This window comes from Methylorubrum extorquens (assembly GCF_024169925.1).
In the GTDB taxonomy this organism is placed as follows: domain Bacteria; phylum Pseudomonadota; class Alphaproteobacteria; order Rhizobiales; family Beijerinckiaceae; genus Methylobacterium; species Methylobacterium extorquens_A.
Genome location: NZ_JALJXF010000001.1, coordinates 4655376 through 4678591, shown reverse-complemented (window position 1 = coordinate 4678591; position 23216 = coordinate 4655376). Strand labels below are relative to the sequence as shown.

Sequence of the window (23216 nt, the reverse complement as noted above, 5' to 3'; positions counted from 1 at the left end):
ATGGCGGTCAATCTCGGATCCAACGACGGCGGCGATCTGACGGAGAACGCCGACATCAACATCACGCCGTTCATCGACGTGATCCTGGTGCTGCTGATCATCTTCATGGTGGCTGCCCCCCTCTCGACCGTCGACGTGCCGGTCGAGTTGCCGGTCTCCGCCGCGCCGCAGCAGCCGCGCCCCGAGAAGCCGATCTTCGTCAGCGTGAAAGCCGATCTCGGCGTCGCGCTGGGTGAGGACGCCGTGGCGCGTCCGGCCCTGGGCGCCGCCCTCGACGCGGCCACCAAGGGCAATAAGGACGAGCGCATCTTCCTGCGCGCCGACAAGGGCGTGCCCTACGGCGAGCTGATGGCGGTGATGAACCTGTTGCGCGCCGCCGGCTACCTCAAGGTCGGCCTCGTCGGCCTCGAAGACGTCTCCGGCGGAGGTCAGCCATGATCCATCCGCCGCCCGAAGCCTTCGTGCGGGCCACCGAGTTGGAACGTACGCATCTGGAGAGCCGTGAATCCTCGCCGGCGCTCCGGATCCTGGCCTGGGCGGCGGCGGGCCTGCTGACGCTGGGCGTCCATGTCGGCCTCTACCTCGCCCTGACTCGTCAGGCCGAGGTACCGCCCACACCATCGGAACTGCCGGCGGCGGTGATGATCGACATGTCGCCCGAGCCCACCGTGGCGAAGTCCGAGACGGACAACGCGGCGGAGGGACCGCCGGCCGCGGATTCCGAAGCAACGCCCGAGTCGGAACCGGTCGAAGAAGCCCCGCCGCCGCCGGACGTGGAGCCGGTCGTCGAAGCGCCGCCTCCGCCTCCCGAGGTGAAGCCGCAGGCCGTGCTGCCGCCGACTCCGCCCAAGCCGGACAAGAAGCCCAATCCGAAGCCGCCCGAGAAGAAGCTGGAAAAGAAGCCGGTCGAGAAGAAGCCCGAGAAAACCGTCGAGAAGAAGGAACAGTCGAAGCCAGCCTTCCGCAGAGGCGGCGGCCCACGCTCAGACCAGCAGAACGCGGACCGGACCGCCGCTTCCGCCGCCGGTTCGGCGGTCAGTCAGGCCTCGCGGGCAACCTGGCAGAACGACATGCGGGCCCGCATCGTGCGCGCCAAGCGGTTCCCGCCCGGAGCGATGAGGGCAACCGGCGTGGCGGTCGTCAGCGCGACGTTCACGGGCACCGGCAGCGTGACGGGCGTACGCCTCGTCGTCTCATCCGGCAACGCGGCCCTCGATAGCGAGGCGGTCGCGGTGGTCTACCGCGCCGCGCCCTACCCTCCGCCGCCCGGCGGCCAAGCGCTGATGCAGACGATCCCGGTGGACTTCAACCGACGCTGAGACGACGAAGGCCTCCCGGTGCCGGGAGGCCGCAACTGGCAAGAAACCGAGACCGATGCTTCCGAATTCGTCCCCCTCCTCGAGCGCGCGCGCGGCCTCCGTGGCGGCCGTGCCCGCCTCGGCCTTCCGGCTCGACAACGGGATGCAGGTTGTCGTCATCCCGGACCGCCGCAGCCCGATCGTCACGCACATGGTCTGGTACCGCAACGGTTCGGCCGACGATCCGCCGGGCAAGTCGGGCATCGCCCACTTCCTCGAACACCTGATGTTCAAGGGCACCGAAGCGCATCCGGCCGGTACGTTCAGCACCCTGCTGGCCTCCGTGGGCGGCGAGGAGAATGCGTTCACGGGCTGGGACTTCACCGCCTACCATCAGCGCGTGCCCCGGGAGCACCTGCCCACCTGCATGGCGTACGAGGCTGACCGGATGCGCGGCCTCGTGCTCGATGAGGCCGTGGTGGCGACCGAGCGTGCCGTTGTGCTGGAAGAGCGCTCCATGGTCGCCGACGCCAACCCGGCCGGGCTCCTCGGAGAGGCCCTGGCGGCCGCCGCGATCCCCTCTCACCCGGCCGGACGGCCCATCATCGGCTGGCGCCACGAGATCGAGGGACTGACCCGAGCGGACGCCCTCGCCTATTATCGGCGCTTCTACACGCCCGAGAACGCCCTCCTCCTCGTCGCCGGCGATGCCGAGCCGCAGGCGGTGCTGGAACTTGCCGCGAAGATCTACGGGTCGATCCCCGCCTCGGGTTCGCCCCTCGCGCGGAGCCATCCCCAGGATCCGCCGACCCGTGCCCACCGCCAGGTGACGCTGGCGGACGCGACCGTGAGCGAGCCGCAACTGATGCGGCTCCACACCGTGCCCTCGCCCCGCACGGCGGCGGCCGGCGAGGCCGAGGCGCTGGAACTGCTCGCCTTCCTGCTCGGCGGCGACGATACGTCGTTCCTGCATACGCGGCTCGTCGTCGAGCGCGCGTGCGCCACCCGCATGCAGGCGGCCTATTGGAGTCCCTACTTCGCCGGCCGCTCGCGCTTCTACATCCACGGCCTGCCCGTTCCCGGCACCACGCCCGAGTATCTCGACCGCGCGGTCGATGCGGCGCTGGGCGAGCTGCGCCGGACCGGCTTCGAGGCCGGGGCCATCGAGCGCGCCAAGACGCAGCTCGTGGCCGAGGCGCTCTACACCCGGGACAGCCAAGTCAGTCTCGCCAACTGGTACGGCATGGCCCTGTGCTGCGGCCTGAGTCTCGACCATCTGGCGACATGGCAGGCCCGCATCGAAGCCGTCACGCCCGAGGCGCTGACCGCGGCCCTGTCCCTGCTGGATCGGCCGGGCGGCGTCTCCGGTCATCTCGTCCGCCCCGAAGCGGCCTGAAAGGAGGCGCCCGCCATGACGATCCACGTCGCCCCTCCCTCCGTTGCCTTCGCCGATCGGGTGCAGCGCCTGCGCAGCCCCGGCGGCATCGAGGCTTGGCTGATCGAGGACCACGCGCTGCCGATCCTGTCGGCGCAGTTCGGGTTCCGCGGCGGTCCCGTCCTCGATCCGGCGGATCGGGCCGGCGCGGCGCGGATGCTCGCCGACCTGCTGAGCGAAGGCGCCGGCCCGCTGGAGGGTGGCGCCTTCCGGCGTGCGCTCGGCGATCGGGCGATCCGGCTGTCCTTCTCGATCTGGAGCGACAGCCTTCGCGGTGAACTCAAGACCCTGTCGCGCAACGCCGAGCAGGCCTTCGACCTCCTTGGTCACGCGGTGCAGGCCCCGCTCCTGTCGCCGGATAACGTAGCCCGCATCCGGGGAGCGATCGCCTCCGAGCTGCGCGCCGGCCTCAGCCGGCCGGAGATCGTGGCGGGCCGGGCCTTCGCCGCCCGCGGCTTTTCCGGGCATCCCTATGCCCGCCCACCCAACGGCGACCTCGCCAGCCTCGAACGCATCGGACGCGAGGATCTCGTCGCGCTGCAGGCGCGTATGCTGAGCCGCGGCAACCTTCGCGTCGCCGTCGTCGGCGCGATCGGGCCGGAGGCGCTTGGTGCCGCCCTCGACCGCGCCTTCGCAGCACTTCCGGCCGAGGCCGTGGCACCGACGCCCCCCACGGTCCTCGGCGGCCTCGGCGAGCGGGTGGTGACGCGGCTCGACCTGCCGCAATCCACGATCCGGTTCGGACGGCCCGGCATCGCCCGCACGGACCGGGACTTCGCCCCCGCGATGGTGGTGAACCAGTGCCTCGGCGGCAGCGACCTCTCCTCGCGCCTGTTCCGCGAGGTCCGGGAGAAGCGGGGTCTCTGCTATGCCGTCCGCTCGACGCTCCAACTGGCGGACGGTGCCTGTACCCTGGTTGGCACCACCGCGACGGGCAACGACCGCGCCGCCGAGGCGCTGGGCGTGATCGAGGACGAGATCCGCCGGGTCTCCCGCGAGGGCCTCGGTGCGGACGAGGTCGATCGGGCCAAGGGCTACCTGCTCGGATCGCACAAGCTGCGCCTCGACACCTCTCCGGCGCTCGCCGCCCTGCTGCTCGGGCTGCAACTCGACGGTCGCGATCCGGGCTGGTTCGACGAGCGCAACCGGCGGATCGCGGCGGTGACGCCGGAAGACGCCGCGCGCGCGGCCGAGCGCCTGCTCGGCGACGGCCGGCTGCTCGTCGCGGCGGCCGGCGATCCGGCGGGACTGTGAGGCGAAGACAAGGTGACGGGATCGATCCCGCGCACCGCGCGGCACAGGGTCGGCCCTGGCGCGAACGAGAACACCGGAGGGATCAGAGCATGAGACCGATCGTCGTGATGAGCCTGGGACTGATCCTTGCCTTGCCGGGCGCCGCCCTGGCGCAACCCGCATCGCAGGGAGCGGGCTCGACCGCCGCGCCCGGCTTGCCCGCGGAGGGTGCGAACTCGCGGCGAGCGTCGGAGGGCGGGGCGTCGGCGGAGGCGCGCGGCGCCCTCCTGGGGGCCGGAGCGGCTCCCTCCGCCGGTGTCACTCCACCGGCCGAGCGGCCCCCGCGGCCGGCGAAGGCGATCGGACCGGATATCGCCTCCGCCATCTTCGCGCCGATCGGCGTGATCGTCGCTCCGATCACCGAGGGGCTGCACGCCTTCGACGCCGCCATTGCCCCGATCAACGAAGCGCTCCAACCCCTCACCGGGCCCTACGGTGCCGCGCTGGTGGTGGGGCCGGACGGCGCGCCGCTCGCTCCCGAGGGCGCGGCGGCCGCTCCCGTGACGGCCCCACCCGAACCGGCCCCGGTCGAGTCGCCGCGGACCGTGCGCGGTCCGCGCAAGTAAGCGTCCCTCACGAAACGTCCCTCCGCACGTCCCTCGCCGGAGCGAGGACGGCTCGCGACCGGGTGTTTCGTGAGCGCTCACCGTCGTCCCCGACAACTCATCGCCGTCAGCTCGGATACCGCACGCCCCGACTGAGGGACCGGCCGACGATCGTTCCGCCCCGCCGCGATCCGGCGCAGGCCCGCAAAAGGTTCACGCTGATGTCCCATTCGGAACTGCTGGTCGGTGACCCGGCGCCGGCGATCGAGGTCGAGACCTTCCTGAAGGGCGAGCCGATCGCCGCCTTCGCTCCGGGCACGGTCCACGTCATCGAGTTCTGGGCGACGTGGTGCGGCCCCTGCAAGGCCAGCATCCCGCACCTCACGGACCTCCAGAATCGCCACCGAGCGGTTCCGATCATCGGCGTCGCGGTGGGATGGACGGATCTCGACGAGGTGCGGGCCTTCGTCCACGAGCGGGACGAGGCAATCAGCTACCGGATCGCCGTCGATCGGGCGCCGGCCGAGGGCACGCGGCGGACCTGGATGCGCGCCGCGTGGTGCGATGCCGCCTACGAGCAGGGCGTACCGACCGCCTTCATCGTCGACGGCGAGAACCGGATTGCCTGGATCGGCCACCCGATGGAAATCGACGAGCCGCTCGCAGCGGTGGTCGAGGGGCGCTGGGACCTGCCTGCCATGGCCGAAGCGCACCGCCGGCAACTCGTGCAGAACAAGGTTCGCGAAGCCAGAGCCCTGGAGAGGGCGGTCAAAGCCTGTTTCGACGCGGGCGACCGGGAGGGGATGATCCGGGCCTACGACGCGGCCTTCGCGGCCGAACCCGCCCTCGAACGGACCCATGGCTTCGGCAAGTTCAAGCAGCTCGCGCCCGAGAGCGACGCGGCGCTGGACTACGGACTGCACTTGATCACGCAGGCTGCGTCCGACGACCTCAACACGCTGTTCAAGCTAGGGACGAGCCTGATGGATCGAATCGGGACCCTGGAAGGCTCCCCGCGGCGGCGCACCGCGGCTCTGAGCGTCGAGGCGCTGGAGCGGGTACGGCTGCTGATCGGCCCTGAGGCGAGTCCCGGCCTCGTCATGCGCGTCTCGCACAGTCTTGCGGGGGCCCTGCTTGCCTCGGGTCGATCGAGCGCGGCGGCGTTCCGCGCCGCCGAGGCACGGCAGGCCGGCCTCGAAGCCGGGGCAACTCCGGAGGCGTTGGCCGAGATCGACGCCCTGATGGATCGCTGCGTGACCGCCGCCCCGCCGCTGCCTCTGCCTCCGACGGTGATCTGTGAGGGCGATAGCTGCCGCCTCGCCGACGCGTGAGGGCCCGCGCAACTTAAAAATGTTATCTTCCGCGCTTTTTGAAAAAAATGCGCGGAAGGCGTGTGAATTCCGGCATCTCGTCCCACAGAAGGGCGAGATCGCAGCGCCGGCGGGCGAGACCCGGCCCCCGGCGATCCGTTGTCAACGCGGGGATGCCGTCCCGCGGTGAGCCCCGCTCCGGCCCGATCCGAATTTCCTCAGATGACCGTCCACACCTGGCTCGCCTTCGTGGCGACCTCCTGCATCGTGCTCGCGATGCCGGGGCCGACATCCTTTCTCATCCTGCGCTACGCGACCCAGCGCGCCCCGGGCACGCTTCCGCGCGTCGTCGCGGGTGCGGTGCTGGGTGACGCCGTCGCCCTCGCCATCTGCAATTTCGGCCTCGGCGCGCTGCTCGCGGCTTCCGCGGGCCTGCTGCTGATCCTCAAGACCGCGGCAGCGATCTATCTGATCGGGCTCGGCCTCACGGCCCTGTTCGGCCGGGCCTCGGCCTCGCAAGCCCCAGGGCAGGCCTGCGGCGGGCGGCCCTTCGTCGGCGTCTTCCTCGTGACCGCGCTCAACCCGAAGGGCATCGCCTTCTTCTGCGCGCTGCTGCCCCAGTTCGTCGACGAGGCGGAGCCCATCCTGCCCCAACTCGCCCTCCTCCAGGCCACGTTCTGCGTCCTCTCCCTGGTTTCGGCGATGACCTGGGCCCTGGCCGGCACACTTCTGCGCCGCACCGGCGGACGCCTGTTCCGGCGTGCCACGGGCCTTCTCCTCATCGGTGCCGGGGTCGCGCAGGCGACCGGGAGGCTCGCGTGACCGGTCATTCCGACCCGAAGGATACCGCGCGGGCGCGCCGCTGGATTACCGAGGCGGTCGAGACAATCGAGGCCGACTTCAACCGCTCGGCCGACACCCACCTCCTGCGGGTGCCGCTGCCGGCCCATCTCGGCATCGACCTCTACCTCAAGGACGAATCGACCCATCCCACCGGCAGCCTCAAGCATCGGCTGGCGCGCTCGCTGTTCCTCTACGGCCTGTGCAGCGGGCGGATCGGGCCGGATACCACGGTGGTCGAGGCTTCGAGCGGCTCCACTGCGGTGAGCGAGGCCTACTTCGCGCAGCTTCTGGGTCTGCCCTTCGTCGCGGTGATGCCGCGGGCGACCTCCGCCGAGAAGGTCGTGCAGATCACCCGCTACGGCGGGCGCTGCCACTTCGTCGAGACGCCGTGCGCGGTCTATGCCGAGGCCGAGCGGCTCGCGGCCACCCTCGGCGGCCATTACATGGACCAGTTCACCTTCGCCGAGCGAGCGACGGACTGGCGCGGCAACAACAACATCGCCGAGTCGACCTTCGCGCAGATGGCCCGCGAGGCGCACCCGGTCCCCGCCTGGGTCGTCGTCGGTGCCGGAACCGGCGGCACCTCCGCCACGATCGGCCGCTTCATCCGCTACCAGCGGCTGACGACGCGGCTCTGCCTCGCCGATCCGCAGGCCTCGGTCTTCCACCGCCACTTGGCCGACCGCTCGGTGCGCACCGCCGACGGGCAGTCCTCGATCATCGAGGGGATCGGCCGTGGGCGCTGCGAGCCGTCCTTCCTGCCCGAACTGATCGACCGGGCTGAGGCGGTGCCGGACATGGCCAGCCTCGCCGCGGCACGGGTGCTGTCGGAGCGGCTCGGACGATCCTGCGGCGGGTCGACCGGCACCAATCTCTGGGCCGCCGCCCGGATCATCGCCGGGATGGCTGCGGCCGGAGACACCGGGTCGGTGGTGACGCTGCTGTGCGATTCCGGCGAGCGTTACCGCAGCACCCATCTCGATCCGCACTGGCTGGCCGAGCGCGGCCTCGTGCTCGATCCCTACATCGCGGCCATGGAAGCCTTCTTCGAGAGCGGCGTCTTGCCCGACGCGCGTCTCGCGGCCTGACCCGTCCGTCAGCCGCCCCCATCGCGCTCCGAATCCGGATCGCCGCCGGATCCGGAGCGCGGCTTCATGGCGGCGTCTGCCCCGCACAACGATCGTCGGAGCGCGGCCAGGCGCGGCGTCCGTCTTTTTTCAAGCTCGACCGTGGGGATTTGGCGGCCGGCTCAGACAAGGAGGGGAGAGCCAGATTCAAGAGGCCGCGATGTTCAGAGTTTGGGGGCAATCAGCTGGTATGGCCGGACTTCCGGTCATCGTAGCTTTGGTGGCAAGCGTCGGCCCGGCACAAGCCGGCCTCGATACGCAGATCGACTTCAACATGCCCGCCGGAGACCTTGCCCGTACGCTGGTCGCCATCTCGCGGCAGGGCGGCATCATGATCTCCTTCCCGCCCGAGATCGCTGCGGGACGCCGAGCCATCGCCGTTCAAGGTCGCCTGACGGTGCGCGAGGCGCTGGCCGTCGTCCTGGCTGGCACGGGTCTGCGCATGGTGCCGGGCTCGGGTGGCGGCGTCACCGTCATTGCCGATACCGGCACCTCCCCCTCCGCCGCAGCGGCAGGTCTCGGCGACATCGCCGCCATCGACGTGACCGACGAGGGCACGCTGTCCCGCTTCGGCGATACCGGGTTTCAGGCGGGCACCGCGGGCGACACGGTGCGCTTGGCGGGCGCCGAGGCCAAGGAAATTCCAATCAAGATCGATGCGGTGACCTCGAACGTTATCCGCTCGCAGGTTGTAACAAGCACGCTGGATGCGGCGCAGAACATCTCGGGCGTTACGCTCGGCGCATCGGATCCGACCAACCCAACTTTCACCATTCGTGGCTTCCAAGGCGGCGCCGTGACCGTCAACGGAATGGGCGCGGCCGGATACGGCAATACGGGCACCGCTGCCGTGCCGATCGACGATGTCGAGCGTGTGGAGGTTTTGAAAGGCCCGACTTCCATTCTGACCGGGGCGACAGCGAACGGCGGCGTCATCAACATCGCAGCCAAGCAGCCAACGAGCCGCGAGATACGCGATGTGGTGGTCCGATACGGCTCTTTCAACTTCAAGACGCTTGCCGTCGATCTCGGCGGGCCGCTCGCAGGTACGGAAGGGCTGACGTATCGCTTCAACCTTGCCGGCACTCATGCCGACTCGAACTATGCCGGCTATCGTGATCGCTACGAAACCTTGATTTCTCCTGTCGTCCGCTGGGAGGGCGCTGATACTTCGATCCTGGCAGGGCTGCGCCACGTCGAACTCAGACGGCTGACGCCCCAGTTTACGTTCTTAGACTTCGCCGGCAGCCCCCTCCGGCCTGCCGTACGAATCCCGAGAGGCACGCCATATATAAATCGAGATTTGGGCGCTCGGAACACAAATACAACAGTTTATTCAGATTTCACCCATCGCTTTGGCGATATTCTGGGCTTTGACACAACGATAAACAACAAATTTAACTACGATGTATTTTCTGATGATGTAAACACATTCACATGGCTAAGACGTCGGGAACCCACCGGATCCCGAACAAATTACGCAGCTAGACAGATTTTCAATAGCTTTGCAGGAACGCGCCTCATCAATAGATCTGACATAACATTGACCTATGATGCCGGTTTTGCCAAGCAAACCTCAACATTTGGACTCGACTATCAATCAACTGAATTCAAATCATCAAACAACGTGAGTCCAATCATCGGGATAAACCCAAATAACGGACTTCCCCAGCAAGGCTTGTTTAGAGAATATCCGCTCTCTCCAGGAAATTACACAAACAACGAATCAAAACAAGTTGGATATTACTATCTTGAGAAATTCGATACACTCGACAATCGACTTCATATCTTTGGACAAGTGCGTTACGATCAAGCTCGGTACGATTCCTGGTTTGGTCTTTCAGGCCGCAGGGACGTCGATGTCAGTCGTATCGAAGGCCTGTCGTGGGTATCCGGTGCTGCATTCGACGTCACCCCCTACTTCACCGTTTGGGGAAACCGCTCGAACGGGTTCCGGCCGCAACTTGGTCAACTTGGCACGACCGGGCAAGCGGCCCCTCCTGAGGACCGCGATCAGTGGGAAGTCGGCGGACGATTCTTTCTGTTTGATAAGAAGCTGAGCGTCACAACTTCATATTCTGACATCGCCGCGACAAATGTCGCGCGCTGCGATCCCGTGCGGGGGTGTAATTTTGTCGAACTCATCAGTGGGCAAAATTCACGAGCATTTGAGCTGGATGTTCAGGGCGAGATATTTCCTGGCCTCAACTTGATAGGCTCGTTTTCGTCGGTCATTTCCAAATCTCCAAACAATTCCGGGTTCTTGATTCAGCTGGATGGAGTCCCTCAATACACCGGAAGCGTCTGGGGAACCTACGCTTTCCAAGGCGGGCTATTTCAGGGCCTGACAGTCGGCCTCGGTGGACGCGGGAATTCGAACAGCCTCGTCTATCTCTCGGGGATCGGCGGCCCGTCGTTCGAGGTTCCGGGATACGTCACAGCGAATGCGCTGATCGGATATGACTTCGATCGCTGGTCCGTTCAACTTCGCGCCAACAACATATTCGACAAATACCATTATCTTACGAGCTATTCCGCCAACTTTGTTGGCATCGGAGAAGGCAGAACGTTCACTCTCCAAGCTAGATACTCATTCGAATGAAAGTCCCTCAATTCAGCAACCGTCTATGACCGCGTTCCGGCCATAAATCGTTCCGGCTGAACTTGCCGTTCCGCCACCATTGGACCGCAATGGCAGCTGGTCAGATCATGGCCGACCATCACATCAACGCCCGCCTTTTCCGCCGCATCGCGCGGCTGACATGGCCGTTCTGGCGCCGGCCGCAATCGTGGCCGGCGTGGATCGGGCTCGCGGTGCTGCTGAGCCAGGGCGTGCTGCTGTCCTATCTGGTCGTGCGCTCGGCGGCCCTGCTGAAGGACGCCACGAATGCCCTGCTGGGCCGTGACGGCGCCGCGTTCGAGGCGGCGCTGACCGCCTACCTGCTGGTCTATGCCGCCAAGATGCTGGTGCCGCAGGCACGCTTCATCGTCGATGCCTTCGTCGAGGCGGCGTGGTGCCGGTGGCTGAGCCGGCACGTGATCGATCAGTATCTGGCCCGGCGCGCCTACTACGACGTCAGTCTTCAGGGCGGCCTCGACAATCCCGACCAGCGCATCGCCGACAGTGTCCGCCCCTTCATCGAGCACTTGATCCAGATGCTGCAATGGACGGTCGGCGTCATCGCCCGGCTCGGCGGGGCGATCGCCGTATTCATCTCCATCGACCCGCGCTTCCTCGTCGTGGTCCCCCTGCTCGGGCTCGTGCAGGTCGGCGCCACCGCCCTCACCATCCCGCCGATCGTCCGGCGCCAAGTCGCCGTGCAGGTGGCGGAGGGCGACCTGCGCCGAGACCTCGTCCATATCCGCGACCATGCCGAGGCGATCGCCTTCTACGGCGGCGAGGCGGTGGAGAAGCGGGCGGTGATGGACCGCACCGGGGCAGCGGCCGACCGGCGCTTCCGGCTCGACCGGTTCCAGGCGCTCGTGTTCCTGACGGTGCACGCCGCCCTCGTCTTCGCCTGGATGGCCCTGCCCTACCTCGTCCTCGGCGGACGGGTGGCGGGCGGCGAGATGAGCTACGGCGATCTCGCCCAGGCCACGGCGATCACCCTGATGATGCGCGGCGTCATCGACACGCTGTCGCTGATCGTGTCCTCGTGCGGCGAACTCGCCGTCCGGGTCGCCCGGCTCGCACCGCTCCAGGAACGGTTCGACGCGATGGCCCGCGAGCGGGCGCAGTCCGGCGTGCCGCGGATCGCGATGCGCCGCGACAGTGACCGGGTAGCGGTCGAGAACCTCTCGCTGGAGACGCCCGACGGGGTGCGCCGCCTCGTGCAGAGCCTGAACCTCACGGTCGGGCGGGGGGAAAGCCTCGTGATCGTCGGTGAGACGGGGGTCGGCAAGAGTTCGCTCCTGCGCGCCATGGCGGGCCTGTGGAGCCGGGGCCGGGGCGACATCGCCATGCCGCCGGCCGGCGATACCCTGTTCCTGCCCCAGCGCCCCTACTTCACCGGCGGGACGCTGCGTGCGCAACTGCTCTACCCGCACGGGGGCGAGATGTCCGACGACGCGCTGCTCGACATCCTCGAAGCGGTGCGCCTGCCCAACCTCGCCGCGACCCATGGCGGCCTCTCGGCGGTGCGGGACTGGTCCCAGACCCTTTCGGGGGGCGAGCAGCAGCGGGTTGCCTTCGCCCGCGCCCTGGTCGCCCGGCCCGGCTTCGTCTTCCTCGACGAGGCCACGAGCGCCCTCGATCCGGCGACGGAGGAGCAGCTCTACGCACTGATGGCACGGAGCGGGGCGAGCTACATCAGCGTCGGACACCGGCTCGGCATCGTCGCACACCACACCCACATCCTCACGCTCAAGCCCGGTGGGCACTGGACGCTGTCGCCGGTGGCGGTGCGTTCGGCCGAGCCGGCGGAGGCGCCATGAGCGAGGACACTCCGCACTTCGACCCATCGGTGTCGTCCTCCGCCCGGAAGGCGGACCTTGGGATCGACCTCCTGCTCCTGCGGCGCATCGCACGCTTCTTCGTGCCGTTCTGGACGCGCCGGGACGCCTGGCCCTACTGGATCGGCATGGCCGCGATCCTCGGCCAGACGGCGCTGGTCACGGCGCTGAGCCTGGGCTCGTCCTATGTCCTGAAGGACATGACCAACGCGCTGACGGGCCGCGACTGGGACACGTTCCGGTGGAAGTTTCTCGTCTACGCGGCGTTCTTCCTCGGCGAGATCCTGGTAGCCGGGCTCGCGATGATCGTCACCGCCTGGATCACCAAGGGCTGGCGGATCTGGCTGACCGATTGGATCGCGGGGCGCTACCTTGCGGGGCGCGTCTACTACGACATCGCCCAGCGCGGTGGGCTCGACAACCCGGACCAGCGCATCCAGGAGAGTCTCGCGACGGTCGTGTTCCTGTTCTTCGGCCTTCCCATGCAGGTCGTCGGCTCGGTCGGCGCTCTGGTCGCGGGCAGCGCGGTGCTCGGCTCGATCGACGGCCGACTGGCGCTGGTCGTCGTCGCGGTCAGCCTGGCGCAGAGCGTGGCGACCTATCTCGGCTACGTGCCCCTCGTGCGCCTGCGCTACGCGGCGGCGATGGCCGCCGGCAACCTCCGCTACGGCCTCGCCCATGTTCACGCCAATGCCGAGGCGATCGCCTTCTACGAGGGCGAGCCGGCCGAGAGGGGCCGGCTGCACGGGCAGGTGGATGCCGTGGTGCGCCGGGAGATCATCGTTACGCTGTTCCGGCGGGCGGTGACCGATATGGCGCCGCTGTTGTTCGGTATCGTCTGGGTGGCGATCCCCTACCTCGTCCTGGCGCCCCGGCTGTTCGCCGGCGAGATCGACTTCGGCACCTTGACACAGGGCATCGCGGTCTCGACCTCGGTCGCCGCCACGGCGGTCGCGCTGCTCGGCATCCTCGCGCCCCTCTCCGGGGTCGCCCCGCACGCTGTACGAATCGCGCAGATCGTCGAGCGCTTCGACGCGGTCGAGGCGGAGCAGGCGGCGGGCGCGGGCCGGCGGATCGTGATCGAGCGTCGCGCCGACACCGTCGCACTCGACGATGTCAGCCTCGAAACGCCGGGGGGCGAGCAACGGCTCGTGCAGGCCCTGAACCTGACGATGACGCCGGGCGAGAACCTCGTCATCGTCGGGCGGACCGGGGTCGGGAAGAGTTCGCTGCTGCGCGTCATGGCGGGGCTGTGGACCCGGGGCGCCGGTCGCGTGGTGATGCCGCCCGCCGCAGATTGCCTATTTTTGCCGCAACGGCCCTACGTGACGCTGGCGGACCTACGGACGCAACTGCTCTACCCGCACGGGGGCGACGTGCCCGATGCCGTGCTGCTCGAGGCGCTGACGGCCGTGCGCCTGCCCGATCTTGCGGCAATCCATGGCGGCCTCTCGACGGTCAAGGATTGGGGGCAGATCCTGTCGCTGGGCGAGCAGCAGCGGCTCGCCTTCGCGCGCGTGCTGATCGCAAGGCCGCGTTTCGTCCTCCTCGACGAGGCCACGAGCGCGGTGGACGGCGCGACCGAGGCGCATCTCTACGCCACCCTGGCCGCGACGGGCGCACGCTTCGTGAGCGTCGGGCACCGCGCAGGCATCCTGAAGCACCATGCCCGGATGCTGACCCTGAAGCCCGGCGGCGATTGGGCGCTGACGCCGGTGCCGACCGCGTCCCGCCAGCGATAAGTCCGGCACCGACCCGGCTGCAAGGGCGGCTGCAGCCCCTCCTGCCGATGCCTGCCCGATCTAAGATCGGGAGGCGTCGCCGGTTTTGCGTGCGACGGCAACTTAGTCTTCAGGTGCAGCCCGAGTAATTCCCTTCGGCGCAGGCCGCGTTGTTTCGCCAACGCGGCCTCATCTGCGATCGGCCGACATGTTCGGACAAAAATGCCTTGGATTTCTCCGGCATCGATTGTGAAAAATGACAATCATGTCATATGTTGGCACGCGGGCTGCATGGAGCCTGGGGAAGCATCTCATCATGCAGTCGGGATGCCAGGAAGGGGTGATCGTCTGTGCTGGCGCCAATCGCAGAAAGGAAAGCCTATGCGAGCGGTGTTCTTTGGCAAGTTTAAACGTGAAATAAAGTATAAATCCGAACCGAGCTGACTCACGAACCAAGAACCAATCTGCTTCCGCATAGCGCATGCGGGCAGCTTAAAACAGAATGTCGGTTCGCCTTCGCCCTTGCGGCGCGGGACGGACTTCAAGCGCGGGGGCGTTGGATGGCAAGCGTTGCTGTTGGTCGGGACTCCAAACTGATCGAGACCTTGTTTCGGGAGCATTCTTCCTGGCTCGGATCTTGGTTGTCGCGCCAGCCCTGGACGGTCCATGCCCCTGAAGATATCGTCTCGGACGTCTTCCTGTCGCTTTTGACGCTGCCGAACGTGGCCAGTGTGCGCGAACCCCGCGCCATGATGACCACGATCGCCAAGCGGATCATTTTCGATGCCCGCCGTCGCAAGAAGCTTCAGAATGCCTACGAGGATGCGCTCATGGCGATCCCGGAGGCCGTGGATGTCTCCCCGGAGGATCGCCTCATCATCATTCAGGCGCTTCAGAAGATCGATCTGGTGCTCGCCAAGCTGTCGCCCCGCGCACGGTCCGCGTTCCTGATGAGCCAGATCGATGGTATGGCGAACAAGGACATCGCCCGGGAACTCAATGTTTCGCTCAGCGCCGTGAGCAAGTACATGACCCAGGGATTTTCCGCCGTCTATTTGGCAAAAATGGAAAGCTGACGGAATGGCGAAAGCCAGGCGGCAGGACGACATCGACGATCCCCGGATCGACGATAGCGGGCGCTCGGCCATCAAGTGGATGGTCGCCGTGAGTTCCGGACACATGACCGAGCGTCAGCTTCGCGAATTCGACCGCTGGCGCAATGCCAGTCCCGCCAACGCCGAAGCCTGGAACCGCATGTCGGGCGGCCTTCAGCCCTTCGACATCCTGGCCCGCTCGGGGCTTCCCCGCGGCACGGTCTCCCAGATCCATGGCCAGACGGCACAGCGCGACCGCAGGTCGGTCCTGGGCGGTTTGGTCGGCCTCATCGCGGCAGGTGGCATCGGCGCGGCTTCGCTGCAACGTTTCGTACCGCTGCAGGATCTCTTCAGCGATCGATACACCCGCACGGCGGAGCACGACCGCTTCGAACTCGCCGACGGCAGCAAGGTCGTGTTGGCACCGCGCTCCTCGATCAACGTCGCACTGTCGCCGGAGGAGCGGCGGCTCGAATTCTTCAACGGCCGGATGATGCTCGATGTGTCCGAGCGCGACAGCCGCCCGTTCGTGGTCGATCTGGGCGCGTTCCACCTCGATGCGTCGGCCGGCAGCTTCGTTCTCGACCGGCGCGACGGGCGCTTGGCCGTCACCGGCCTGAAAGGCAGCGGCACCCTCCAGGGGGAAGGGCAGCGGCTCAAGATCTGGACGAGCGAGCGCCTCACCCTCGATGGCGCCGGGCTTTCCCGCAGCAAGGTCGATGCCGAGGCGGAAGCTTCGTGGACGACCGGACTCGCCGTCATCGACGACGAGTCCGTCGCCAACATCGTCGAACAGATCCGTCCCTACTACGCCGGCTTCATCAGGCTGAGTCCGGAGGTGAGGGACCGGCGCGCGACCGGCGTGTTCAATTTCTTCGACCCCGTCGCCGCCCTGGACACGCTGGCTCGCTCGATCGGTTCGAAGATGACGCAGACCGCCGGCATCTGGATAACGATCGAGTCCTCGACCTGAGAAGGACGGCCTTCGACGAAGGTCGATCGAAGCGCTGCCGGCCGGCTCTCCCGAACGCAGGTCTCGAACCCATGCCGCGGGCGGCCCGGAGGAGGCCCACCGGATCGATCACGCGTCCGCCGCCCATCGAAAGACGCCGGCCGGGACTGCCAACTTTTCCGTCTCGTCACACAGAAGGAGCACGAACCTCGACTGCGGCTGGGCGTCGGGGCGTTCTAGAAAAGGGCCGGGGCTGCGATGGCGACGCTGACGGACGAGCAACGGACAGCTGTGACTTACCTCGCGGGTGTCGATGAGAATGGGGCCATCGCCTCGTTCGCCTGGCGGAATTGGCGTCGGAACGATCCGCCGACCTATTGGACCGACCGCAGCTTCGTCAACAAATGGAACAACGACTCCGACGGCAACACCCTCAGCGCCAGCAGCAAGGCGGGGACGCCCGGCGGTGTCGTCACCTACTCGTTCGAGCCGGGCGTGTCTGCCTCGGCCCAGGCAGCCTATCGCGACGGACTCAATCTCTGGGCCGATATCGCTGACATCAGCTTCAAGGAAGTCCCGCTTTCATCCAACACCAATCTGGTGCTGGATACCGATGCGGCCAGAGGCGCTGTCACCACATCTCCGGGCTCGCTGCGGACGACCCCGGGCACGACCGACATTCCCTCGGTCCTCACCCCGGCCACGAACCAGTTGGGCTATTCGGCGAACGTCAACATTCCGAACGACAACCAGGGCTTCGGTGTTCTCGGTGACTTCACGACGCGCGGCGTCAGCACGGTCACGCATGAACTCGGCCATATGCTGGGATTGGGCCATGCGGGCCCCTACAATGCGGGCGTAGAAGCGGCCAATCAACTCAATGCCTTCGACAGCCAGCAATGGTCTGTCATGTCATACTTCACCGCCGACAACACCAGCACGCCTTTTTATTCGCAAAACCCCGTCACGGGCAGCAACTGGAGCGAAGCTCAAACGCCGATGATGCTGGATATCGCGGCGATGCAGCGGCTCTACGGCGCATCCAAGACGTCGACCTTTTCCGGAGGCCAAACATATGGCTTCAATACGAATATCACCGGAACATCAAAGGACTATTACGATTTTTCCTACAACACCACGCCCTTCGTTACGATTTACAATGCGGGGGCCGGAAATACTTTAGATCTTTCCGGGTATGGGTCCGATTCGACGATCAACCTCAACGCCGGAACCTTCAGTTCCGCAGGCGGCTTCGTCAACAACATCGGCATCGCCCACAACACGCAGATCGATACGGCGATCGGCGGCGCGGGCAACGACACCATCTACAGCAACGCCAACAGCAACCGGATCGACGGCGGCGGCGGCACCAACACGGTCGTCTTTGCCGGGGCCGAGACCGACTACACCGTCGTCCGGACGACGGCGAACGCCGCAATCGTCACGGATCGGGTGACAGGTGCCGTCGATACCCTAACGAACGTTCAGAACATCGCGTTCGCCACCCCCGTCTGCTTCACGACCGGGACGCGGTTCCGCGTGGTTCGTGACGCCCACGAGCTGGAGGTTCCGGTCGAGGCGCTGCGGGTCGGCGAAGTGGCGGTGACGGCGACGGGCGGGCGCCGCCCGATCCGTTGGATCGGCCGGCGAGAGATCGTGCCGGCCGAATGCGCCGCGCCGTCGGAGCAGTGGCCGGTGCGCATACGGGCCGGCGCCTTCGGCCCTGGCCGTGGCGGGCGCTCCCTGCCCGTGCGCGACCTGACGCTCTCACCGGGCCATCCGGTGCTGATCGGGGCGGACGGTGACCATTGCGGCGGCGTGCTCGTCCCGGTGATGTGCCTGATCAATGGCACGTCGATCACCCGCGTTCCGACCGAACGGATCACCTACTGGCACGTCGAACTCGACGCTCACGACATCCTCCTCGCCGAAGGTCTGCCGGCCGAAAGCTACATCGATCTCGGGACGCGCCCCTGGTTCTCGGGCGAGGATTCTGCGCTGCTCGATCCGGATTTCAACACGCCGGAAATGAAGGGCCGCTGCCGCCCGGTGATGGTGGGCGGCCCGGCCGTCGAAGCGGAGCGGTTGCGCCTCGCGGCCGTCTTCGCCAGCAGCTTGAACACCCAGTGCGGTTGGGATGAGGCATACCCCTGGATCGCCATGTAAGAGCCCCGTGCCAGTCCGCTTCGAGCAGTCGCACAGCATCGCCGGCTGAGCTGCAGCACGCCGGCCAGGATCGCGCGCACCACAGCGAGGATACTGAGGACGGACAGGAGGACGAAGCCGGCCTCCTTGTCCGGGCCGGGCTGTGTGCGGCGGGCGCGCGGGGACGGACACCCTGGGTTCATCGCCGATTGCCGAGAGCGATGACGAGCGGATCCCCGCGCCGCGGGTCACGGGGGCGAAGTCGCTCCGGATCTCGACGAGGCCGGGCACCAAAGGAAGAGCTCGCAACGAGCCCGTTCTGACAGAGGGTCGCGTTCAAGCTAAGCGACGTGAAGGCCTTCCCGGTTGCGACGGGCAAGCCGCCGCACCGGGGAAGGCCAGAATCGGTTCCGGCCGGAAGCAACGCCCCTTACTTGCCGCATAGCGGACATCCGGACGGGTTTCGTGGCGCGTGCGGGGGGACCGATGACGGCACATACCGATGGAGAACCATCACATCTCAATGCCCGATGAGGCGGCGGCATTCGACACGCTCGCGCGCCCCGTACAGACGCGGTTCGATGCAGCCCTCGCGGCGGGCGACGGCCGTACCGCATCCGCTCCTGCCGTCTCGCCCACAAGAGACGTCCTGGCCGGAGTGCCGCTGGTTTCACGAAGTGCGAGCGGTCGTCCCCGGTCTGCGAAGCGGATGCCGCGTCACCCTACGGCGCGAGCAGCCTGTCGTAGAGAGCGATCAGATCCTCACCTTGATCCGCGGCCGTCCGGGACGGGTGCGCCGGTTGCGGTGGGCTCGCACGGAACCGCTCGGGATCGGCATCGATCCGCTGGAACACCGCGCGCAGCCCGTCCGGAGATCCGACATCGACCCGGAAGCCGTTGACGCCTTCGTCGATATCCTCGCCGATCGCGCCCAGATCGCTTGCCACGACCCACAGCCCCGCGGCCCGCGCCTCCCGCGTCACCAGCCCGAAACTCTCGGGCCAGAGTGAAGGAGCGAGCAGCACATCCATGTCGGCATAGAGTTCGCCGATCTGCTCCTGCGGCACCTTGCCGACGATCCGGACGGAGGTCACGCCCCAGGTCTCCTCGCTGACGTAGTCGGTCGCCAGGGCGTGATCGACGAGGGTCAGGCTGAGGTTCTCGAACCGGCCCGACCGCAAGATCGCCTCGATCAGGATCGCGCCCTTATGCGCGGTGCGGCCACCGATATGACCGAGGCGCACGCGGCCCGACGAGTTCTCGCGCCGTGCGCTCGGCGTCAACGGCGAGACGCCGTTCGGGATCGCGATCGTCTGGGGGAAGCCGGCCTTGCGATAGATGTCGGCAAAGGATTCCGACACCGCGGCGATGGCCGCCGCCGCGTCGAGCACCCGCGCCAGCCCGCGGCGGCGCGCGATGGAGCCGGTCGGGGTGACGGAGCGGCTCGTCGCATCGGCGAGAAGGTCGGGCGACGGCATCTGCACCAGCCCGTCCTCGTCGATGAGGAACTGGAAGTCGGAGATCCACCACGCGTCGTGGACGGTGACGACGTAAGGAATTCCTCTGGCGCGCACCGCCTCGACCACGCTGGCGGTCAATTGCTGCACGCAGTGGACATGGACGAGATCGGGCTCGAAGCGGTCGAGCAATGCCTCGAATTCCAGGCGGACGCTCGGGTTGAACGGGCGCCAGTCCATGTTCCGCTCGCGCGGCGTGGCGATGCGGAAGACGGGGATGCCGCGGTAGGCATCGATGCGGGTCCGGTAGGGAGGCTCGACTTCCATATCAGAGGCCGCCACCGCGAGTTCGAACCGGTCCGCGGCATGATCGAGGATGTGGTCGATGTTGTCGCGCACGACCCGGGTGGCGCCCCCGACGGTCTGAGGCGGGAAGAAGACGTTGACCACTAGGATGCGCGGCCGTCCCTCGCGGCGCTTTCGCATCACGGATCGCGCAGCGGCAGCCGACGGACCCGCATCCCCGGCAGCAAGATCAGCCCATGCCTCGGCGGAGGTTTCGCGGGCATCCGACGCCGTATCGGCCGACCGTCGAACCCTCTGAGGTGGAGCAGGGAGGATTCCTCCGAGGACCTCGGCGGCTGCATCGAGGCCATAGGACGCCAACGCCTTGTCTCGCGCCCGATCCCCGATCTTTCGGCGCAAGGCCGGATCGTCGATCAGCGTGGCGAGCGCTTTCGTCCAATCCTGAACCGTTTCGGCCAGAAGGACGTCCTGCCGATCGATCAGGATCTCCCGGTAGGTGCGCGTCGCGCTGACGATCGAGGGGATGCCGCACATGGCGGCCTCCAGCCACTTGATCTCGCTCTTGGCATCCGCAAACGGGCCGGGCGCGAGAACCGCGAGGTTGATATCCGCCCCCGAGAGCGCCTCCCAATAGGCAGAAACGTCGTCGGTGAAGCCGAGCTGTCGCACACGATGAGCGAACCGCCGGAAGCCCGGACCAAGGCGCAGATAGCCGGCGATCACGAGCCGGACATGCGGATGCCGCTCCATCATGGCGAGAAGCGCAGGCGCGGCGAAGTCGTTGAAATCCTTGTTATGCGCCCGCGTGCCCGATCCGTAGAAGATCGTCAGCGCCGCGGTCGAAACGGGCGCGTGGGGGCGCCGCAGGAAGGGAAGGTTTCGCGTGTCGAGGCCGTTGCGCAGGACGTGGCAGACCCCTGAGCGGACGAGCGGGCGCATCCGCTCGGCCAGCGCCGGCGTGGAGGCGAGGCCGATGTCGCAGGCCTGCATGGCGTAGCGGAACAGCGGCACGCCGTATTGCAGATCGACATATTGCTTGGGCGTGATCTGCCCCTCGAAGCTCTCCAGGGGATCCGGGAACAGGGCCGCATCGAAGACGATGTCGTCGATCTCATAGATCGTCGGCAGGCCGAGGCCGCGCGCGTAGAGGATCGCGTGCAGGACGCCGGGAAAGGCTGCCACGCGGTAGAAGATTACCGCCGATGCCCTGTCGAGGGCCGGCCGACAATCGGCGGCCTCATCCTGTTTGAAGACCTCGACCGTCCAGCCGCCATGCTCGAGCTGCTGGATCTTCTGCACGACGCGATAATGATCGCATTGCGGAAGGTCGCGGTTGGCGACGATGACGATATGTCCGTTCGCCGGAACGGCAAGCGGTGCCGGCAGCGGATCGACCGCCGCGATCAGGCTCTCGATCTGGTCGAGGCAGGCTGTGAGGCGATCGTCCGCTTCCTTCCGCCGGCCGGCGGCGTAGTCGGCCCTCGCCTCCTCGCTGACGCGGGCGAAGGATGCCACCATGGCGCGGTGCGCGGCAGCGCGCCAATGCGGATTGGCATGCCAATCCGCGGCCGAGCGCCGGACGCGGTCGAGCGCCTCCGGTACGTTGTCCGGCCGCGCGAGCAGGCCGTCGATGGCGTGGATGTGGCTCCACACGACGGCGCCCGGCACGTCCGCCGCATTCACGAAGGCGCGCGCAGCATCGGTGGTGCGGTTGAGCCTGAGAAGCGTGTCGCCGCGCCGATGATGGAGGCGGCCGGAGACGAGGCCGGCCTTGAGCGCCCGATCGAACGCCTCTTTGGCCGCGATCGCGTTGCCACGGGAAAGATGGTACTCGCCGATCCGCTCGAGCAGTTGGGCCGAGCAGGCTTGCCGCACGGCTTCCAGCTCCCAGAGCTGAAAGCCCGTATCGATGAAATGCCGCAGGGCATTCAGCCGCCCGGCCGGCGGCGGCGCAACCCCCTCGGTCAACAGAGAGCGGTAGGCCGTCTCGTCGAAGCTCTCGGGAAAGCGTTCCTCCCCGATGAGCTGGACCAGCGCCGCGGCCTCGCTCGCAGGCTCGCCCTTCCGGATACCCTTGCCGAGCCAGTGACGGTAAAGATCTGCATCGCTGGTGCCGGTCGAAGCATCCGGGTTGTTCGAGCGGTAGAAATTGGGATCGAAGCGCAGGCGCATCGAAATCGGGACGAGCCGCTCCACCCCCTCCGTGAGGAAGGCGACCAGCCCTTCCATGCGGGAGGCGGGCGGGTGCGTCAGCCACCCCTCGTTCAGCAAGGCGAATTCATGGAGCACGAAGAGGTCGAGCCACGCTCCCGGCAAAACCCGGGCGGCGACCAGAAGATGGACGAAGCTTTCGGCGGGGCGGCGCCCGTTCAAGGCCGTGCCGGCAGCGAGCATGCGCTCGTATTCCTGCTCGAAGGCCGATAGATCGGCCCCGTGAGCACGCCCCTCGAACCGTCCGAAGCGTAGATAATGCTCGCTGAGCTGCCACGGTTCGGTCAGGCCGGCCAGATCGTCGTAGAGTGCACGGTAATGCTCGGGGACGAAATCGCCCGGTAACGCTCCCCATTCGGCTTCGAGAGCGGCGACCAGAGCGGCGGCGTTCGGGGAGCGGCCTTCGGCCCGACCATGCTTGAGGTAGTGCTGCTTGAGAACTTTGCTCTCATCCCCGAGGATCGCGAGGTCGGGATAGTACCGGCGGTAGAAGACGTGATCGAAGCCTCCTCCCTTCCCTGCCTCGGACATCCGTAGGTCGAATTGCCGGGAAATCGCCCTGGCTCCGACCTGCTTCGAGAGCATTTGCAAGCTACGCTTGAACAATGTCAGCAACCTCGTGCACGGCTCAGTCGGAACGTCTCGGGTGATCGTGGACGGATCCTCCGTCTCAGGCACAGCCTCAGCATCTGCGGGCCGGCATCAATTCAATCGCCCAAGACGGAATGGCGATTCGGCTGCAAAACCGGCCTCTGGCAGTGCAGCGGCGCAGAGGCAAAAACCTGGCGATCAGATCGATTGCGGCGTCATTCGAGACTGCAGGCAAGGATGCAGGGCCGCCCACCGGAGAGGAGTTCGGCGCTTGGCCCATACCGCTCTGCATGACGTCCACGTCGGATTGCCGGGCCCCGCATGCTGCCTCACGCACTGCACCAAACGCAGCAGTAGCCGGAGGGTCGAGCATGAGCAATCCTCTCCTCGCATCCCAGGTCCGCCACCCGGTACCGACGGATACGGCGTGGACAGC

Annotated in this window: 15 protein-coding genes; 14 read left to right on the top strand and 1 reads right to left on the bottom strand. The window is 67.1% G+C overall.

The window, feature by feature from the left end; translation table 11 throughout:
• The 14 genes from exbD to J2W78_RS21755 all read left to right on the top strand — a co-directional run bounded on the left by exbD (position 1) and on the right by J2W78_RS21755 (position 18236).
• Positions 1 to 438, top strand: a complete 438-nt coding sequence (exbD, locus tag J2W78_RS21820; RefSeq protein WP_253373682.1) for a TonB system transport protein ExbD — start codon at positions 1 to 3, stop codon at positions 436 to 438.
• Positions 435 to 1319, top strand: a complete 885-nt coding sequence (locus J2W78_RS21815; RefSeq protein WP_253373681.1) for an energy transducer TonB family protein — start codon at positions 435 to 437, stop codon at positions 1317 to 1319. Before exbD ends, J2W78_RS21815 begins: the two co-directional genes overlap by 4 nt.
• Before the next feature lie 55 nt (positions 1320 to 1374).
• Positions 1375 to 2694 (top strand): M16 family metallopeptidase, encoded by a 1320-nt coding sequence (locus tag J2W78_RS21810; RefSeq protein ID WP_253373680.1) that lies wholly within the window; start codon positions 1375 to 1377, stop codon positions 2692 to 2694.
• 15 nt (positions 2695 to 2709) lie between these two features.
• Positions 2710 to 3987: a M16 family metallopeptidase gene (locus J2W78_RS21805; protein ID WP_253373679.1), complete on the top strand. Its 1278-nt coding sequence runs from the start codon at positions 2710 to 2712 to the stop codon at positions 3985 to 3987.
• 89 nt (positions 3988 to 4076) lie between these two features.
• A complete protein-coding gene (locus tag J2W78_RS21800; RefSeq protein WP_253373678.1) occupies positions 4077 to 4592 on the top strand; it encodes a hypothetical protein in 516 nt (171 codons plus the stop codon).
• Positions 4593 to 4792: 200 nt separating this feature from the next.
• The gene (locus tag J2W78_RS21795; protein WP_253373677.1) at positions 4793 to 5902 is read left to right on the top strand and encodes a TlpA family protein disulfide reductase; all 1110 of its coding nucleotides are present in this window, start codon (positions 4793 to 4795) and stop codon (positions 5900 to 5902) included.
• A gap of 201 nt (positions 5903 to 6103) precedes the next feature.
• Positions 6104 to 6703 carry a LysE family translocator gene (locus tag J2W78_RS21790; RefSeq protein WP_253373676.1) on the top strand — a complete coding sequence of 200 codons (600 nt, stop codon included), beginning with the start codon at positions 6104 to 6106 and terminating at the stop codon, positions 6701 to 6703.
• Positions 6700 to 7812, top strand: coding sequence for a PLP-dependent cysteine synthase family protein (locus J2W78_RS21785; RefSeq protein ID WP_367399386.1), 1113 nt, complete (start codon positions 6700 to 6702; stop codon positions 7810 to 7812). The genes J2W78_RS21790 and J2W78_RS21785 overlap by 4 nt, the downstream gene beginning before the upstream one ends.
• A gap of 229 nt (positions 7813 to 8041) precedes the next feature.
• Entirely contained in the window at positions 8042 to 10453 is a 2412-nt protein-coding gene (locus tag J2W78_RS21780) for a TonB-dependent siderophore receptor (RefSeq protein WP_253373675.1), read from the top strand.
• An 89-nt stretch (positions 10454 to 10542) separates the two neighbouring features.
• Entirely contained in the window at positions 10543 to 12285 is a 1743-nt protein-coding gene (locus J2W78_RS21775) for an ABC transporter ATP-binding protein/permease (RefSeq protein WP_253373674.1), read from the top strand.
• Positions 12282 to 14045 (top strand): ABC transporter ATP-binding protein/permease, encoded by a 1764-nt coding sequence (locus J2W78_RS21770; protein ID WP_253373673.1) that lies wholly within the window; start codon positions 12282 to 12284, stop codon positions 14043 to 14045. The genes J2W78_RS21775 and J2W78_RS21770 overlap by 4 nt, the downstream gene beginning before the upstream one ends.
• Before the next feature lie 539 nt (positions 14046 to 14584).
• On the top strand, positions 14585 to 15100 hold the full coding sequence (locus J2W78_RS21765; RefSeq protein ID WP_253373672.1) for a sigma-70 family RNA polymerase sigma factor: 516 nt from the start codon (positions 14585 to 14587) through the stop codon (positions 15098 to 15100).
• Between the two features lie 4 nt (positions 15101 to 15104).
• Entirely contained in the window at positions 15105 to 16091 is a 987-nt protein-coding gene (locus J2W78_RS21760; protein WP_253373671.1) for a FecR family protein, read from the top strand.
• A gap of 237 nt (positions 16092 to 16328) precedes the next feature.
• Complete coding sequence (locus tag J2W78_RS21755; RefSeq protein ID WP_253373670.1) at positions 16329 to 18236, top strand: Hint domain-containing protein; 1908 nt, start codon at positions 16329 to 16331, stop codon at positions 18234 to 18236.
• A gap of 701 nt (positions 18237 to 18937) precedes the next feature.
• Here J2W78_RS21755 and J2W78_RS21750 read toward each other — a convergent pair.
• A complete protein-coding gene (locus J2W78_RS21750) occupies positions 18938 to 22774 on the bottom strand; it encodes a glycosyltransferase (protein WP_253373669.1) in 3837 nt (1278 codons plus the stop codon).
• Positions 22775 to 23216: the final 442 nt, after the last annotated feature.

Excerpts from the sequence above, each read along its gene's own strand:
- exbD (WP_253373682.1), top strand. The coding sequence starts at position 1 with ATGGCGGTCAATCTCGGATCCAACGACGGCGGCGATCTGACGGAGAAC.
- J2W78_RS21815 (WP_253373681.1), top strand. The coding sequence starts at position 435 with ATGATCCATCCGCCGCCCGAAGCCTTCGTGCGGGCCACCGAGTTGGAA.
- J2W78_RS21810 (WP_253373680.1), top strand. The coding sequence starts at position 1,375 with ATGCTTCCGAATTCGTCCCCCTCCTCGAGCGCGCGCGCGGCCTCCGTG.
- J2W78_RS21805 (WP_253373679.1), top strand. The coding sequence starts at position 2,710 with ATGACGATCCACGTCGCCCCTCCCTCCGTTGCCTTCGCCGATCGGGTG.
- J2W78_RS21800 (WP_253373678.1), top strand. The coding sequence starts at position 4,077 with ATGAGACCGATCGTCGTGATGAGCCTGGGACTGATCCTTGCCTTGCCG.
- J2W78_RS21795 (WP_253373677.1), top strand. The coding sequence starts at position 4,793 with ATGTCCCATTCGGAACTGCTGGTCGGTGACCCGGCGCCGGCGATCGAG.
- J2W78_RS21790 (WP_253373676.1), top strand. The coding sequence starts at position 6,104 with ATGACCGTCCACACCTGGCTCGCCTTCGTGGCGACCTCCTGCATCGTG.
- J2W78_RS21780 (WP_253373675.1), top strand. The coding sequence starts at position 8,042 with ATGGCCGGACTTCCGGTCATCGTAGCTTTGGTGGCAAGCGTCGGCCCG.
- J2W78_RS21775 (WP_253373674.1), top strand. The coding sequence starts at position 10,543 with ATGGCAGCTGGTCAGATCATGGCCGACCATCACATCAACGCCCGCCTT.
- J2W78_RS21770 (WP_253373673.1), top strand. The coding sequence starts at position 12,282 with ATGAGCGAGGACACTCCGCACTTCGACCCATCGGTGTCGTCCTCCGCC.
- J2W78_RS21765 (WP_253373672.1), top strand. The coding sequence starts at position 14,585 with ATGGCAAGCGTTGCTGTTGGTCGGGACTCCAAACTGATCGAGACCTTG.
- J2W78_RS21760 (WP_253373671.1), top strand. The coding sequence starts at position 15,105 with ATGGCGAAAGCCAGGCGGCAGGACGACATCGACGATCCCCGGATCGAC.
- J2W78_RS21755 (WP_253373670.1), top strand. The coding sequence starts at position 16,329 with ATGGCGACGCTGACGGACGAGCAACGGACAGCTGTGACTTACCTCGCG.
- J2W78_RS21750 (WP_253373669.1), bottom strand. The coding sequence starts at position 22,774 with ATGCTCTCGAAGCAGGTCGGAGCCAGGGCGATTTCCCGGCAATTCGAC.